Annotated in this window: 15 protein-coding genes; 8 read left to right on the forward strand and 7 right to left on the reverse strand. The window is 68.9% G+C overall.

Annotated features, from left to right (window positions below; translation table 11 throughout):
• Positions 1-76: 76 nt before the first annotated feature.
• The 3 genes from ALI144C_RS12320 to ALI144C_RS12330 all read left to right on the forward strand — a co-directional run bounded on the left by ALI144C_RS12320 (position 77) and on the right by ALI144C_RS12330 (position 2108).
• Positions 77-697, forward strand: coding sequence for a hypothetical protein (locus ALI144C_RS12320; RefSeq protein ID WP_076987209.1), 621 nt, complete (start codon positions 77-79; stop codon positions 695-697).
• A 66-nt stretch (positions 698-763) separates the two neighbouring features.
• On the forward strand, positions 764-1378 hold the full coding sequence (locus ALI144C_RS12325) for a class F sortase (RefSeq protein WP_076987210.1): 615 nt from the start codon (positions 764-766) through the stop codon (positions 1376-1378).
• A 10-nt stretch (positions 1379-1388) separates the two neighbouring features.
• The gene (locus ALI144C_RS12330; protein WP_193441179.1) at positions 1389-2108 is read left to right on the forward strand and encodes a hypothetical protein; all 720 of its coding nucleotides are present in this window, start codon (positions 1389-1391) and stop codon (positions 2106-2108) included.
• A 68-nt stretch (positions 2109-2176) separates the two neighbouring features.
• On the opposite strand, the gene glpK is transcribed toward ALI144C_RS12330, so the two are convergent.
• On the reverse strand, positions 2177-3685 hold the full coding sequence (glpK, locus tag ALI144C_RS12335) for a glycerol kinase GlpK (protein WP_076987212.1): 1509 nt from the start codon (positions 3683-3685) through the stop codon (positions 2177-2179).
• Positions 3686-3703: 18 nt separating this feature from the next.
• The gene (locus ALI144C_RS12340) at positions 3704-4447 is read right to left on the reverse strand and encodes an MIP/aquaporin family protein (protein ID WP_076987213.1); all 744 of its coding nucleotides are present in this window, start codon (positions 4445-4447) and stop codon (positions 3704-3706) included.
• Positions 4448-4672: 225 nt separating this feature from the next.
• Here ALI144C_RS12340 and ALI144C_RS12345 point away from each other — a divergent pair, with 225 nt between their 5' ends.
• On the forward strand, positions 4673-6433 hold the full coding sequence (locus tag ALI144C_RS12345; protein ID WP_441297552.1) for a glycerol-3-phosphate dehydrogenase/oxidase: 1761 nt from the start codon (positions 4673-4675) through the stop codon (positions 6431-6433).
• Here the strand turns inward: ALI144C_RS12345 and ALI144C_RS12350 are convergent.
• Together ALI144C_RS12350 and ALI144C_RS12355 are read right to left on the reverse strand one after the other, a co-directional pair.
• Positions 6426-7223: an ESX secretion-associated protein EspG gene (locus ALI144C_RS12350; RefSeq protein ID WP_330359584.1), complete on the reverse strand. Its 798-nt coding sequence runs from the start codon at positions 7221-7223 to the stop codon at positions 6426-6428. The two genes, ALI144C_RS12345 and ALI144C_RS12350, sit on opposite strands and share 8 nt — an antisense overlap.
• 74 nt (positions 7224-7297) lie before the next feature.
• Positions 7298-7813 (reverse strand): GNAT family N-acetyltransferase, encoded by a 516-nt coding sequence (locus tag ALI144C_RS12355; RefSeq protein ID WP_076987215.1) that lies wholly within the window; start codon positions 7811-7813, stop codon positions 7298-7300.
• A 232-nt stretch (positions 7814-8045) separates the two neighbouring features.
• Here ALI144C_RS12355 and ALI144C_RS12360 point away from each other — a divergent pair, with 232 nt between their 5' ends.
• The 3 genes from ALI144C_RS12360 to ALI144C_RS12370 are packed head-to-tail and all read left to right on the forward strand — an operon-like array spanning position 8046 to position 11804.
• A complete protein-coding gene (locus ALI144C_RS12360; RefSeq protein ID WP_143230604.1) occupies positions 8046-10523 on the forward strand; it encodes a hypothetical protein in 2478 nt (825 codons plus the stop codon).
• On the forward strand, positions 10516-11166 hold the full coding sequence (locus ALI144C_RS12365) for an ABC transporter ATP-binding protein (RefSeq protein ID WP_076987217.1): 651 nt from the start codon (positions 10516-10518) through the stop codon (positions 11164-11166). Before ALI144C_RS12360 ends, ALI144C_RS12365 begins: the two co-directional genes overlap by 8 nt.
• Entirely contained in the window at positions 11163-11804 is a 642-nt protein-coding gene (locus ALI144C_RS12370; RefSeq protein ID WP_076987218.1) for an ABC transporter ATP-binding protein, read from the forward strand. Before ALI144C_RS12365 ends, ALI144C_RS12370 begins: the two co-directional genes overlap by 4 nt.
• Here ALI144C_RS12370 and ALI144C_RS12375 read toward each other — a convergent pair.
• From ALI144C_RS12375 to ALI144C_RS12385, 3 genes are all read right to left on the reverse strand, one after another.
• A complete protein-coding gene (locus ALI144C_RS12375) occupies positions 11798-12298 on the reverse strand; it encodes a DUF1707 SHOCT-like domain-containing protein (RefSeq protein ID WP_143230605.1) in 501 nt (166 codons plus the stop codon). The two genes, ALI144C_RS12370 and ALI144C_RS12375, sit on opposite strands and share 7 nt — an antisense overlap.
• A 107-nt stretch (positions 12299-12405) precedes the next feature.
• Positions 12406-12810, reverse strand: coding sequence for a DUF1707 SHOCT-like domain-containing protein (locus tag ALI144C_RS12380; protein WP_076987220.1), 405 nt, complete (start codon positions 12808-12810; stop codon positions 12406-12408).
• 18 nt (positions 12811-12828) lie between these two features.
• Positions 12829-14589 (reverse strand): acetyl/propionyl/methylcrotonyl-CoA carboxylase subunit alpha, encoded by a 1761-nt coding sequence (locus tag ALI144C_RS12385; RefSeq protein ID WP_076987221.1) that lies wholly within the window; start codon positions 14587-14589, stop codon positions 12829-12831.
• Positions 14590-14714: 125 nt separating this feature from the next.
• Here ALI144C_RS12385 and ALI144C_RS12390 point away from each other — a divergent pair, with 125 nt between their 5' ends.
• Positions 14715-15359: a hypothetical protein gene (locus tag ALI144C_RS12390; protein ID WP_143230606.1), complete on the forward strand. Its 645-nt coding sequence runs from the start codon at positions 14715-14717 to the stop codon at positions 15357-15359.
• Position 15360: the final 1 nt, after the last annotated feature.

A 15360-nucleotide genomic window follows, 5' to 3' on the forward strand; every position in this document is an offset into this window, starting at 1 on the left:
GCAACCGGCAGGCACCCGGGGCGTCTTTATGGGTGAGAAAACGAAATGAAGAACTTCGAACCTGGGGGAACCCGAAATGCGCAAGAACACCTTCTTTGGCTCCATTGCTCTCGGAATCGCCGGCCTGGCGCTGGCCGCGCCCATGGCGAACGCGGCGACCGCGAAGGGCTCGCTCGCCTTCGACGCCGACCCGTTGATGCCCGGTGACAGAGTGACTCTGATCGCCCGCTGCGACGCGCCGGGCTTCACCGGCGCGAAGGTCGACTCGACCGCGCTCGCGCCCAGCGAACTCACCCCCGGCGACCAGTTCGGCAAGGGGTTCTACGCGCTGGCCCAGATCAAGAAGGACATCAAGTTCGGCACCTACCCGGTCTCCTTCACCTGCGGCTCCACGCGTGTCACGGCCAACCTGACCATCAGCGACAAGGGCCGCAAGCCCGCCACGGAGCTGGAGAAGACCACCACCAAGCCCGCTCCGGCGAAGCCCGCCCCGGTCAAGAAGCACGAGCCCGCTCAGGTTGCCGTGAAGCCGAAGGGTGCCGCGGACACGGGCGAGGGTGACGTTGCTCCGGTCAACACCGCTGCGCCGGTGCAGGAGTCGGGTTCGAACACGGGTCTGTACGTGCTGGGTGGTGCGGGTCTGCTGGCTGCTGGTGGTGCGGGTGCGTTCGTGCTCCGTCGCCGCTCGCGTGCCTGATCAGTCAGCACACGCAACGGAACTGCGGCGCACACGTCATAGGAAGTACGGAAGGGAGTGAGCGTCATGCGGAAATGGCTGGGTGGCGCGGTTGTCGCGTTGGCCTTGGTGCTGGGTGCTTGTTCGGGGGAACAGGCAGCGGCGCCGCGACCGGCGGAGACCACGTCCGCTGATCCGTCTCAGGGGGCGCAGACGGACCAGCAGGGAGCGACCGCGCTGTCCGCCTCCACGCCGACGGAGGTCTCGATCCCGAAGATCGGGGCACACTCCACATTGGTGCCGCTCGGCCTCAATCCCGATGAGACAGTGCAGGTCCCGCCTGTGACGCAGCCGATGCAGGCGGGCTGGTACGACAAGGCGCCGACCCCGGGGGAGGTCGGGCCCGCCGTGATCCTCGGCCACGTCGACGGCGACCACAAACCGGGAATCTTCTACAAGCTCAAGGACGTGGCGCCGGGCGACGAAGTCCTGGTGTCCCGCAGCGACGGGGTCAAGGTGCGGTTCGTCGTCGACCGGGTGAAGCAGGTCTCGAAGGACGACTTCCCGACCGACGAGGTGTACGGGGACACCACGAAGCCGGAACTGCGCCTGATCACGTGTGGCGGCGTGTTCGACAAGTCCGCCCGTAGCTACAAGGACAACATCATCGTTTTCGCGACGATGAAGCAAACGGCGCGTTAGCATGCGCGGCATGATCCGTGCATTCGTCGCCGCTGTCGTGGTGATGGTCTCGTCGGCTGTCCCCGCCGCAGCGGCGTCTGCTTCGTATGGCGAATACTCCCTCATGTTCGGCCGCAACGCCGGACAGGTGTGGTCAGGCGACCAGGCCGCGAGCCAGTGGGCGTGGAAACCGCTGGGCCCGAACGAGTCGGAGATCAGTTGGGGGTCACCTGCGGCGTGGCCGCCGGGCGGCGGAGAACACTTCGTCAAGGATGGTGACTGGGTCCTGTTGAACGGGTACTTCGACCACACCAACAACGCCTTCAACACGCAACGCGTCACGGCGGAATATATCGGGGACGCGAATTGCCAGAACCTCAAGCCGATCGAGTCCAACGGCGGCCGCCAGCACTACGTGCGCTGGACGATTCCGGCAACGGGTTACTGCCTCAAGGCGACGGGCACGATCACGGTGGGAGCCAACGGAGTGGTGGTGCGGTTCCAGCACGACCAGATCTGGTCCCCGCCCGCGCCGTGCAGCAATCAGTACTTCGGTGCGCAGACGTGTATCAAGCAGCGCGAGCGCTGGTCCGACGACAACGGGCACCCGTTCTCGTTGTCACTCGAACGTGACCAGTACATAGCGAAGGGCCTCGGCATGGCCTTCAAGATCGACCACTTCTTCGACCGCAAATGGCCTGCGGGCCACCCGGCGTGGCACGCGGCCTTGCGCTACGCGTGGACTTGGTGACCGTCGCGGAAGTTGAAGCCGGTGCCTGATCAGGCACCGGCTTGATCCGGCGGGGTTGCCGGGGTGATTCAGTCGGTCACCCAGTCGAAGGTCTTCGTCACGGCTTTCTTCCACTCGCCGAACAGCGCTTCGCGCTTGGTTCCGTCGAGTGCCGGGTCCCATTGCTTGTCCTTGGCCCAATTGTTGCGGATGTCGTCTTCTCCCGACCAGAAGCCGACTGCCAGGCCTGCCGCGTAGGCCGCGCCCAGTGCCGTCGTCTCCGCCACCACCGGGCGGATCACGGGCACGTCCAGGATGTCCGCCTGGAACTGCATCAGCAGCTCGTTGGCGACCATTCCGCCGTCCACCTTCAGCGCTGTCAGCGGCACGCCGGAGTCCGCGTTCATCGCGTCGATCACCTCACGCGACTGGAACGCCGTCGCCTCCAGCACCGCGCGGGCCAGGTGTCCTTTGTTGACGAACCTGGTCAGGCCGACGATCGCACCACGCGCGTCGGACCGCCAGTACGGCGCGAACAGGCCGGAGAACGCGGGCACGAAGTAGCAGCCGCCGTTGTCCTCGACGCTGCGTGCGTGCTCCTCGATCTCCGCCGCTGACGTGATCATCCCCAGGTTGTCGCGGATCCACTGCACCAGCGAGCCCGTCACGGCGATCGAGCCTTCCAGCGCGTACACCGTGTCGTTGCTGCCGATCTTGTAGCAGACCGTTGTCAGCAGGCCGTTCTCGCTCATCACCTTCTCTGTTCCGGTGTTGAGCAGGACGAAGTTGCCTGTTCCGTAGGTGTTCTTCGCTTCTCCCGGCGACAGGCACGCCTGGCCGAAGGTCGCCGCCTGCTGGTCGCCGAGGATCCCGGCGATCGGCACGCCCGCCAGCGCGCCCTTCTCGCGCACGTTCCCGTAGACTTCCGAGGAGGACCGGATCTCCGGCAGCATCGACAGCGGGATGCCCATCTCACCCGCGATCTCCGCGTCCCACTGGAGGGTGTCCAGGTCCATCAGCATGGTCCTGGACGCGTTCGTCGGGTCCGTGACGTGCACGCCGCCTTCCGGGCCGCCGGTCATGTTCCACAGCACCCAGGTGTCCATGTTGCCGAACAGCAGTTCGCCGCGCTCCGCCCGGTCGCGCGCACCGTCCACATTGTCCAGGATCCAGCGGATCTTCGGCCCGGAGAAGTACGTCGCCAAGGGCAGACCCGTCTTGGCGCGGTAGCGTTCCTGCCCGCCGCCCAAGCCACCCAGTTCGTTGACGATCTTGTCCGTCCTGGTGTCCTGCCAGACGATCGCGTTGTAGACCGGTTTCCCGGTCTTCTTGTCCCACACCACCGCCGTCTCGCGCTGGTTGGTGATCCCGACCGCCGCGATGTCCGACACGTGCAGGTCCGCTTTCGCGACCGCGCCCGCGGCCACTTCGCGGGTGTTGCGCCAGACCTCCTCCGGGTTGTGCTCGACCCACCCCGCCTTGGGGAAGATCTGCTCGTGTTCCATCTGGTCGACCGAGACCACCCGGCCGTCGTGGCTGAAGATCATGCAACGGGTGGACGTCGTGCCCTGGTCGATCGCGGCCACGTACTGGGCCATGTTGAACGTCCTTTCCTGTCAGACGGGCAGTACGAGGTAGAGAAGTCCGGCGAGCAGCGCGCCGATCAGCGGGCCCACGATCGGTACCCACGAGTACCCCCAGTCCGCGCTGCCCTTGCCGCGGATCGGCAGGATCGCGTACGCGATGCGGGGGCCGAGGTCGCGTGCCGGGTTGATGGCGTAGCCCGTCGGCCCGCCGAGTGACGTACCGATCACCAGCACGACGAACGCGACGCCCGCGTAACCCAGTGCCGAGTTGCCGAACTGCGGCACACCGTCCGTGCCCGCGGCCTTGGCCGCCGGGCTCAGCAGGATCCAGCCGACCAGCACGAACGTGCCGATCACCTCGGTCACGGTGTTCCACAGTGGATTGCGCACGGTCGGCGCGGTCGAGAAGATCCCCAGCGTGTTCTGCGGTTCGGGGTGCGTGTCGAACTGCAGCTTGTACGTCAGCCAGCACAGCGTCGCGCCGATGATCGCGCCGACCAGCTGGGCGAGGACGTAGATCGGCACGTCCGCCCACTCGGTCTTGCCGGTGACCGCGAGACCGAGCGTGACCGCCGGGTTGAGGTGCGCACCGCTCGGCGCCGCGATGCTCGCACCGGTGAACACGGCGAACGCCCAGCCGAAGTTCACGAACAGGAATCCGGTCCCACTGCCGAGCGTGTCCCGCAGCACGTGGTTGGCCACCACGCCGGTGCCCAGCAGGATCAGTACCGCGGTGCCCAGCATCTCCCACAGGAATATCTGACCCGCGCCCATCGCCACCTCCAGCGTTCGCCCACACGGACCAGGGCAGACGGCGCGGCCCTGAGAAGGCAACGCTGCCGGACCCTTGGTGACCAGCGACGTTAGTGTGCGCTGACAACGATGTCCATGATCCAATTGGACGCAATCCTTCTCACCTCGGGACACGGCGCGAGTGTCGCCGGTTGGCGGTAGCGTGAGGGACGAAGAGGACTACCGAGCCGGACAGGGAGGCACTTCGTGGCCAGCCGCAAGCCCGGGCAACCGGTCCGCACCGCCGATCCGGTGACCGTCGCCGGTCGCCTCGGACCAGCCGAACGCGAGGATTCATGGCGCAGACTCGGCGAGGAGACGTTCGACCTCGTCGTGATCGGCGGCGGGGTGGTCGGCGCGGGCACCGCGCTCGACGCCGCGACCAGAGGCCTGCGCGTGGCCCTTGTGGAGGCTCGTGACCTGGCGTCCGGGACGTCGAGCCGATCGTCCAAGCTGTTCCACGGCGGGCTGCGCTACCTCGAACAGCTCGAGTTCGGCCTGGTGCGCGAGGCGTTGCGGGAACGCGAACTGATGCTCACGAGGATCGCCCCGCACCTGGTGAAACCGGTGTCCTTCCTCTACCCGCTGACCCATCGCGGCTGGGAACGGCCGTACACCGCGGCCGGGCTGTTGCTCTACGACACGATGGGCGGCGCGCGGTCCGTGCCCGGTCAGAAACACCTGACCAGGGCCGGTGCGCTGCGGATGGTGCCCGCGTTGAAGCGTGACGCGCTCATCGGCGGGATCCGGTACTTCGACGCGCAGTCCGACGACGCGCGGCACACCATGACGGTGGCGCGGACGGCGGCGCACTACGGCGCGGTGGTCCGGACGTCCACGCAGGTCGTCGGCATGGTCAGGGAAGCGGACCGGGTGTCGGGTGTGCGCGTGCGCGACGTCGAGGACGGCAGAGAAATCGAGGTCCAGGCCAACGCCGTGATCAACGCGACCGGCGTGTGGACCGACGAGCTGCAGCGGCTGTCCGGCAGTCGCGGCCGGTTCCGGGTGCGTGCCAGCAAAGGCGTGCACATCGTGGTCCCGCGTGACCGGATCGTGTCGGAATCCGGGCTGATCCTTCGCACAGAGAAGTCGGTTCTGTTCGTGATCCCCTGGGGGAGTCACTGGATCGTGGGAACGACCGACACGGACTGGAATCTCGACCTGGCCCACCCGGCCGCGACCAAGGCGGACATCGACTACATCCTCGACCACGTCAACACGGTCCTCGCGACCCCGCTGACGCACGACGACATCGAAGGCGTCTACGCCGGACTGCGTCCGTTGCTCGCCGGGGAGAGCGAGGAAACCTCGAAGCTGTCCCGGGAACACGCCGTCGCGCGCGTCGCCCCGGGTTTCGTGGCCATCGCCGGTGGCAAGTACACGACGTACCGCGTGATGGCGGCGGACGCCGTCGACGCGGCCGCGGTGGACCTGCCCGGCCGGATCCAACCGTCCATAACGGACAAGGTGCCGCTGCTCGGCGCGGACGGCTACCACGCGCTGGTCAACCAGGCCGATCAGCTCGCCACGAAGGCGGGTGTGCACCCGTACCGCGTGCGGCACCTGCTCAACCGGTACGGCTCGATGGTCCACCAGGTGCTCGCGTTGGCCGAGAACCGGCCGGAGCTGCTCAAGCCGGTCACCGCGGCACCGGACTACCTCCAGGTCGAGGTCGTGTACGCGACCAGCCACGAAGGCGCGCTGCACCTGGAGGACGTGCTGGCCAGGCGGACCCGGATCTCGATCGAGTACGCGCATCGCGGTGTGGACGCGGCCGAGCAGGTGGCGGGGCTGATGGCCGAGATCCTCGGCTGGGACGACGCGACCCGCAAGCGTGAGGTCGAGGTGTACGCCGCGCGTGTCCAGGCCGAACGCGACTCGCAGACACAGCCGAGCGACGAAGCCGCGGACGCGTTGCGGTCCAAGGCGCCTGAGGCCCGTGCGGAGATCGTCGAACCGGTCAGCTGACGTCGTCGGCGTGCAGTTCGGTCAGGTGGTGCAGCAGTCGTTTGTGGTCGGCGGGTGAGATGGTGGTCCACGCCTCCCCGCCGCCGGACTCCTTGCGGACCTGCAGGTACCGGCCTGCCTCGGTGTCGAAGAAGCTGATCACGCGGGGTGTGCGGACGCGGCGGCCCCACTTGTCCCTGGCGGCGCCGCCGAACTGGCCCTGGCGCACCACGTCGCCGATCATCTCGCGCAACGCCTCCGCGTCGTGCTCGCGCAGGCCCCTGCGGCGCAGCGCGGCCTCGAACTCCTTCGGCGCGGCCGACTCCCGCGCGGCGACCTCGAAATCCTTGGTCGGCAACGTGACCGAGTGCCCAGGGCCGGCTTTCTCCTGCGGCAGAACGGACAGCACCTGCCTCGGCAGGCCGAGCCCGTCCGCGCCCCGGAACGTCAGCCGGTCGTCCTCCTGGACCGCGAGCACACCCGCGTCCCCTTCCGATGCCGCGAAGACCCGCACGGAACGGCCGAGCCACAGCCTGCCGTCCAGTTCCCGGTGCGGCCGTGCCACCAGGCGCAGCAGCCCGGCCAGCCGGGGATCGGGGCTGACCCGGTCGGCGAATCCCTTGGCTTCGAGCGACTGCCACGCCCGCGTCACCAGTTCGGCCCGTTCGGCATTGGTCCGGCCCGGTGAGGGGACTTTCAGGATGAGGGGCATGTCGCCGAGGTCGAGGTGCTCCCACAGCACGTCGAACTCCAGCGGCGTCAGGGTGAACGGTTCACCCAGGCCGCCGCCAGCGTCAAGTCCGGTGAACATCGTCATGGACGATACGGCCCGCCGCCGACCACGAAAGAGGCACCTCCCAAGCTCGTGAGTGGTGGGTTCACGCGTCAGGCGACGGCGACCCAATGGAGTAGCCGGACCCCTTGCTGCACGCTCTCCCCGGTGAGCTCGAAGCCGCACTTCTCGGCCACCCGCCGGGACGCGGTGTTGTCCGCGTCGTGCTGGTAGCCGATCCTGTCGAGTTCCAGCGCACCGAATCCGAAGCGCACGGCCGCGGCCAGCGCCGTGCTGGCCACGCCCCGGCCGCGGTGCTCGGGGTGCGTCCAGCACGCCGCCTGCGGATCACCCTCGTCGAGCCCGCGCAGGTCGACCTCGCCGAGTAACGCCCCGGTGGTCGGCTCCGCCACGGCCCATGAGCACCGCGCGCCCCTGTCCCACTCACGCGCGCGCCGCTGGACGTAAGCACCCGCGTCGGCGAGGTCGGCGATCCGGTAGTCCGCGACCCAGCGCCGCATCTCGGCGTCCGCGAAGGCACCGAGGATGGCCGGCCGATCGTCGAGCAGGTCGTCCGCCCGCAACGCACGCAGGTAGAACCCGCCTGCGTTGATCTCGATGGGCTCCATGGCAAGAACGTTAGCGTGCCGCATCGGCCGTCGTGGTCGGCAGAACTCCCCGCAGTGTCCGACTGGTCACGCAGAACCAAGTGGTCTGGACGAAAGGGTCGCCCGGCGTCGCGATTGGGCAACGAAAGAACGGATCGTCGGTTGTTCTCGATAGGTTCGCCAGGTGAGGCTGCCCTGGAGAAGTGCCCCGCGTGCGGCACTGAGCAGCCCTGTGACCGTCGTGGTGGGGGTCGTGACAGGGCTGGTCCTTGCGTTCGTTGCCGCGGCGACCGTGTTCTACGCGTCCGCTTCGGGATCCGCCGCGACGCAGTACGCTGTCGACCACCGGTGCGCGGCGCAGAACGGGCTGCAGCTGACCATGTCGAAGAACGACATGCCCGCCGACGACGCCACCAACGCCGCTGTCCGGCAGATCGCGCAGAGCCACGGCGGTGACGCGCTGCGAACGCGGGTGTACACAGCGCGTGGGCCGGTCGACCCGGTGAACCTGGTCGCCAGGGACGGCGGCTTCGACAACGTCCAGGTGCTCAAGGGCGGCGATCGCGACGGTGTCTGGCTGCCGGACAACGTCGCCAACCAGTTCAAGCTGAATCCCGGTGACACCTTCACGATCGCGCGCAAACCGGTGCCCGTCGGCGCGGTGTACCGCAAACTCTCCGACCCGGTGCCGGAGTTCTGGTGCACCGACCGGGGGTACATGAACCCGCCGTTGCACGGAGGCTCCAACGACCCGCCGTGGCCGGTGCTCGTGTCGCAACCCCTGCTCGACCGGTTGATCGACGCCGGCGGGCTCGCGGTGATCGGCACCCATGTCGACGTGTTCACCAAGACCCTGCCGACGACCAAGACCGAGATGGACGCGTGGGCGGCCGCCACGGCGGCGATGCGGCCGCGACTGGTCGACGCGCTGAAGGCGACACCGGTGGTCGACGACTACGCGGCGTTGAGCGCACGCACGGCGAGTCGCACGCAGGAAACCGTCAGCACAGCGGTGTTGCCGTTGACGTTGATCAGCGTCGTGGCCGGGCTGCTCGGTGTCGTGGGGCTTGCCGCGCAATGGGTGCAACGGCGTGGCGCCGAGGTCCGTCTGTTGTGGACACGCGGCGTCAGCTCCCCGGCCATCGGTGGCAAAGCTGTGCTGGAGATGGGCGGGCCGCTGCTCGCCGGTGCCGTGCTCGGTTGGGCGACGGCTTGGGTCACGAGCCCGATCCTGGCGCCCGCACCGCGATTGGACCCGTGGGCGCCGTGGCGCGCGGCGCTGCTCGCGGCCGCGACCTGGCTGGTTTCCCTGGCAGTGCTGGGAATCGTGACGTCGCTGCGCGTCCGGCGGGAGTTCACGGCGATCGAACGCGAACCGCGGTTCCAGTGGGCCCGCAGGATCCCGTGGGAGGTGCTCGCCGGGGCGGGCGCGGTGGTGGTCTGGCTGACCGGTGGCGATCACGCGGTGCGGGTGGACGCCAGTGACCTGGTTCCCGACGTCGGACTGTCCGCGTTGGCGTTCCCCGTGTTGGTGATGGTGTTCTTCGTCGGCGTCGTGGCGCGGCTGGCCGGATACCTGTCCAGGGCGAGTCACCGGCTGCGCGGCTGGCGCAACCCGACAGTCCTCTGGGCGTTGCGGCGCACGGCCGCGCAACGGAAGGTCGCCGTGGCGCTGCTGGCCGTCGCCGGGCTCGCGATCGGCGTGATCGCCGCCGGTGTCGGTGTGTCAAGCACGGCACGGGAGTCGTTGGAGGACAAGAGCTGGACGCGGATCGGCAGCGACCACGCCATCCCGCTGGTCAGCAGTGCGGCCGAGTCCGAGGCGTTGCCCGAACAGGTGCGCGGCGAGGCGACGAAGATCGCCTTCACCCAGCTGTACGTCGAAGGCAACATCGGCGCCCGGATCATGCTGGTCGACCCGCAGACCTTCGCGGACGGCGCGCGGTGGCGTGACCGGTGGGCCGACAGGGACATCGCGGACCTGATGGCCGCGCTGCGCGCACCGCAGGCGGACGGCACCATCCCCGTGATCGTCGTCGGGCAGCACCCGCTGAACCAGTTCATCAGCCAGGGCGACTACCTCAAGAAGATGAAGACGGTCGCCACCGTGCCGAGCTTCCCCGCCATGGGCCAGTACGAGGGAATGCTGGTCACCTCGTGGCAGTCGCTGTCCCCCGGCCAGCGCCGCGGTTTCATCCAGCAGGTCCTCACCACACGGGATCCCCGGCATACCGTGGACGTCCTGAGCGCGGCGGGCCAGCGAACCGGCCCGGTCGTCGACGCGAAGGGCGCGACCGAGGAACTGCCGTTCCTGGTCGTGGCCTGGATCTTCGCGTTCTTCGTCGTGCTGGGTTTCGCGCTCGCGGCCGTCGCGGTGGTCACGCTGCTCGTGTCCGTCGAGACGCGCAGGAGGTCCACGGCGGTCGCGCACGCGCTGCTGGCCCGAATGGGCTTGCGCGCCAGGGCTTTGCTGGCCACGCACCTGGTCGAGCTGGCGATCCTGGCAGGCACAGCGACCGCGGTCGGTGTCTTCGGCGGCTGGTTCGTCCTCGAGCTGATCACCCGGAAACTCGACCCGTTCCCCATGCTCGCCCCGGTTCCGCAGCCCGCCAGCCTGCAGGGCGTCGGCCTGCTGACGTTGGGGGTGGCGATCACGGGTGTCGTGCTGGTCGCCGGATATGCCGTACGCGCGGCGAGACGCGCCAAAGTGAGGGAGCTGCTCCGTGCCTGACCTGGTGTACTCCGTGCGCGATGTCGTGCACCGTTACCGGACGCCGTCCGGTGACGTCACCGCGGTACGGGAGGCGACGTTCGACATCCCGGCTGACGGGCTGACCGTCCTGGCGGGGCCGTCCGGCTCGGGGAAGTCCACTTTGCTCAGACTGCTCGGCATCCTCGAACGGCCGACCAGCGGGGAACTGGCGTTGCACGGCAACGACACCGTGCGGCTGACCGAGCGGGCGCGCAGGGCGCTCAGGCGCAAGGTGCACCTGGTTTTCCAGAACCCGGTCGACAACCTGTTCGGGTGCCTGGACGTCCGCGACAACCTGCGTGCGGCGGCCCAGCTGTCCGGTGCGGGCGAACCGGACATCGGGATGCTCGACCGGCTCGGCCTGCCCGGTACGGCGGACTGGGCGATCAGTGCGCTGTCGGGCGGGCAGCAGCAGCGCCTGGCGTTCCTGACCGCGTTGGCGGCCAACGCTTCCGTGGTGCTCGCCGACGAGCCGACGTCCCAACTGGACAGCAAGTCGGCCCGGCTGGTCATCGAGACGATGCTGGACCTGGTGGAACTGGGAGTCACCGTGGTGGCCGCGTCCCACGACGACGCCGTGCTGGACGTGGCCGCGCGGGTGTACGACCTGGGGGGAAGATGACCACGCTGCTCAGCGTTTCCGGCCTGTCACGCCGGTTCAGCACCGACGTGCTCAAGGACGTCGGCCTTGAGCTGGCCCGGGGCGAACTGGTCACGCTCGTCGGCCGCTCGGGGTCGGGCAAGAGCGCGTTGCTCGCCCTGCTCGCCGGGTTCGACCAGCCCGACCGGGGATCGGTGCGGATCGCGGACCTGCCGACCGGTACACCACCGCCGTGGTCGACGATGGCGGTGCTGCCGCAGAGCTTCGGCCTGCTCGACGAGCTGACCTTGGAGGAGAACGTCGCCTCGCCGATGCTGTTCGGCGGCGGGGCGGTGGCCGACGCGATGGCCAGGGCCGGTGATCTGCTCGCCCGGTTGGGGATCGGCGACCTCCGGCGCCGCTACCCCGGGGAGATCTCGATCGGCCAGCGCCAGCGGGTGGCCTTGGCGCGGGCCGTGGCGGGGCGGCCGAAGGTGTTGCTGGCGGACGAACCCACCGCGCACCTCGACCACGCCACGATCGACCTGGCGGTGCGGCTGCTGCTCGAGTTCGTCGGCGAAGGCAGCGCGTGCCTCGTCGCCACCCATGACCCGACGCTCACCGCGCGGGCACACCGCCGGTTGGAGCTGGTCGACGGGCGGATCTCGGAGGTTCAGTAACGGCCGCGGTAGCGCCTGTGGTCGTGCTTCCACTGCTCACGGTGGCGGCGCTGGTTGCGTCGCTCCTCGTGCCAGTCCGCGCCCCAGATCCGGGCGCCCGCGATCATCACGAAGACCGGCAGCAGGAAGACGAACGGCACCTTGGTCGCGAAGAACGCGATGACCGCCAGCACCCACACGACGGGGATCAGCGCGGCGTAGGTCTTGAGGGCGGTCCGTGACCCCGACCAGCGCTGTGGCGGCGCGGGAGCGGACATCGCCGGGACGGGCTGCGGCTGGGGCGGCACGACCGGCTGGGCGATGAAGGTGGGTTTCGGCGCGGGCAGGTCCTTGAACAGGTCGAGGAGATCTCCGCGGGTCTTGGAAGCCGCGACACGGGCGGTGCGCTCGCCGTACTCGTCGATGTCGAGCCGCCCGGCACTCATGTGGTCACCCAACGCCCGCAGGGCTTCCTCCCGCTCGGCGTCTCCCACGCGAATCTCCGGATCGTTCACACCCCAATCGTACGGCCGCGAAGCTGAGAGAACCCCTGACATGAGTCCTGTATCTTGCCCCGATCACCCCGAACTTCCGGTGAACCGCGGGCCAACCGGAATCCGCGTCACGAGGCGATGGCCAGCACGACGACGATCAGGAACGCCGGGATCAGCGCCCACCACTCGCCGAGGATCGCGGTCACCGTGACGATCGCGACAACTGAGAAGATCACGAACCCGACGATGATGGCCTTGGCGTTGCCACCGCTCTTCTCCACGAGCGGCGCCGTCTGGGCGGGCACCGGGACAGCGGCGGGCTGGGGAGCCTGCCCGCGCATCGGGTTGGGTTCGGGCAGGTCCTCGAACAGAGCCGCCAGCTCGCCCCGGGTCTTCGCGGCCGCGGCGAAGGCGCAGCGCTGGTCGTACTCCTGGACGTCCAGGCGCCCTTCGCTCATGTGCTCGGCCAACGCCCGGACAGCTTCCTCTCGTTCCGAGGTGCCGATCCGGACGTTGCCGTCACTCTGTGCCATGGGGCAATTGTAGGAACGTCAGTCCTTTATTTCACACAGGACGCTACCTTGTGTGACCGTTTCGCCACTGGTAACGGCGAGGCCCGTGACGGTCCCCGACTTGTGCGCGTTCACCGGGTTCTCCATCTTCATCGCCTCGAGGACGACGATCAGGTCACCGGCCTGGACCTGCTGGCCGTCCTCCACCGCGATCTTGACGATGGTGCCCTGCATCGGCGCGGCCACCGCGTCGCCGGAGACGGCCGCGGCCCCCTTCCCGCCGCCGCGCTTGCGCGGTTTCGCCTTGGCGGCGCCACCGCCACCGCCACCGCCGACGGCGGAAACCGCCAGGTCACCGGGCAGGGAGACCTCCAGCCTGCGGCCACCGACCTCGACGACGACCGTCTGCCGCGGTTCCTCCTCGGTGATCTCACCCGGTGCGGTGAACGGTTCGATCTTGTTGTCGAACTCGGTCTCGATCCACCTCGTGTGCACGGTGAAGTCCTCGGCGAACGCCGGGTCACGCACGATCACGCGGTGGAACGGCAGCACGGTGGCCATGCCTTCGACCACGAGCTCGTCCAGCGCGCGGCGGGCGCGGCGCAGCGCCTCCTCGCGGTTCTCGCCGGACACGATCACCTTCGCGAGCAGCGAGTCGAACTGGCCGCCGATCACCGTGCCGGACTCGACGCCCGCGTCCACGCGGACACCGGGGCCGTCCGGGGCGACCCACCTGGTCACCGTGCCGGGCGCGGGCAGGAAGTTGCGGCCCGCGTCCTCGCCGTTGATCCGGAACTCGAACGAGTGCCCGCGCGGCTCGGGGTCCTCGGTGAAGCGCAGTTCCTCGCCGTCGGCGATCCGGAACTGCTCGCGGACCAGGTCGATGCCCGTGGTCTCCTCGCTGACCGGGTGCTCGACCTGCAGCCGGGTGTTCACTTCGAGGAACGAGATCGTGCCGTCCTGGCCGACGAGGAACTCCACCGTGCCCGCGCCGGAGTACCCGGCCTCCTTGCAGATGTCACGGGCCGCGGTGTGGATGGTCTTGCGCTGCTCGTCGTTGAGGAACGGCGCGGGCGCCTCCTCCACCAGCTTCTGGTGGCGGCGCTGCAGCGAGCAGTCACGGGTGCCGACGACGACCACGTTGCCGTGCTGGTCGGCCAGGACCTGGGCCTCGACGTGCCGCGGCTTGTCCAGGTAGCGCTCGACGAAGCACTCGCCACGGCCGAACGCGGTGACCGCCTCGCGGACCGCCGAGTCGAACAGCTCGGGGATCTCCTCCAGCGTGCGGGCCACTTTCAGGCCGCGCCCACCGCCGCCGAACGCGGCCTTGATGGCCACCGGCAGCCCGTTCTCCTTGGCGAACGCCACGACCTCGTCCGGCCCGCCGACCGGGTCCTTGGTACCCGGTACGAGCGGGGCGCCTGCCCGTGTGGCGATGTGCCGTGCGGTGACCTTGTCGCCGAGGTCCCTGATGGCCTGCGGGGACGGACCGATCCAGACCAGGCCCGCGTCCAGCACGGCCTGCGCGAAGTCGGCGTTCTCGGACAGGAAGCCGTAGCCGGGGTGGACGGAGTCCGCGCCCGAGCGTTTGGCCACGTCGAGCACCTTCTCGAAGGACAGGTACGAGTCACCCGGGGTGGCACCACCCAGCGCGAACGCCTCGTCGGCCAGCCGGACGAAAGGTGCGTCCCGGTCAGGATCCGCGTACACGGCCACACTCGCCAGGCCAGCGTCCTTGCACGCCCGGATGACCCGGACGGCGATCTCGCCGCGGTTGGCGATGAGTACCTTGTGCAGCACGCCCTCTCCTCCTTGTCCGAGAAACCCTGGAGCTTCGTGGCAGTTTACGGCGCGATCTCGTCGCTGAACTGCGAGCAAGGCCACGCTCGGACCCCTACCCTTGTGCCGTGGGGCATGGTCGGTCAGTGCTGCTAACGGTACTGCTTTCGTTACTCGTCGCAGCCGGAGCTGTGGGCACGTCTGCTTATCTGCGCACGCGCGCGGACCAGCCGACACCTGGGTCGACGACGACGTCGAATCCGTCGGCGCCCGCGATCTGCAGGCAGGAGCCCTGTCAGACGATCGCGGCGACCACGCTGGCGGATTCGAGGATCGAGCTCGTCGTGGACGCGAACGGCACGGGGGCGCGCCTGAAGATCGGGGCGGACCGCGTGGTGGAGTCCCGGCTGCCTGGCCGTCGTGCCGTGCTGGGGCCGAAGTCGCTGAGCTGCGTGGCGTCGGCGCTGTCGGCGTGCCTGATCAAGGGCAGCCTGGCCAACGGTGTGGACAGCGGCACGATCGGCGAGGTGATCGTCAGCCGCTCGGGCAAGTGGAGCACGACCTCGCCGATCTACTACACGACGACCGAGCACCAGTCGCTGGTGAACGTGACCGGTGACGGCGCGCCGGAGCTGGTGGCGGTCCAGCGCGGCAACTCCGGCTACTACCTGCAGGCCTTCTCGCTCGACGGCTCCGACCTCGGCTGCACGCCGACGGTGCCGAAGCTGGACCGGCTGCCGGGCTGGCCGGAGCCGAAGCCCGACCAGCACCAGCTCAAAACCTGCCCCTGAG

Origin of the sequence: Actinosynnema sp. ALI-1.44, from assembly GCF_001984155.1 — a bacterium.
Classification (GTDB): domain Bacteria; phylum Actinomycetota; class Actinomycetes; order Mycobacteriales; family Pseudonocardiaceae; genus Kibdelosporangium.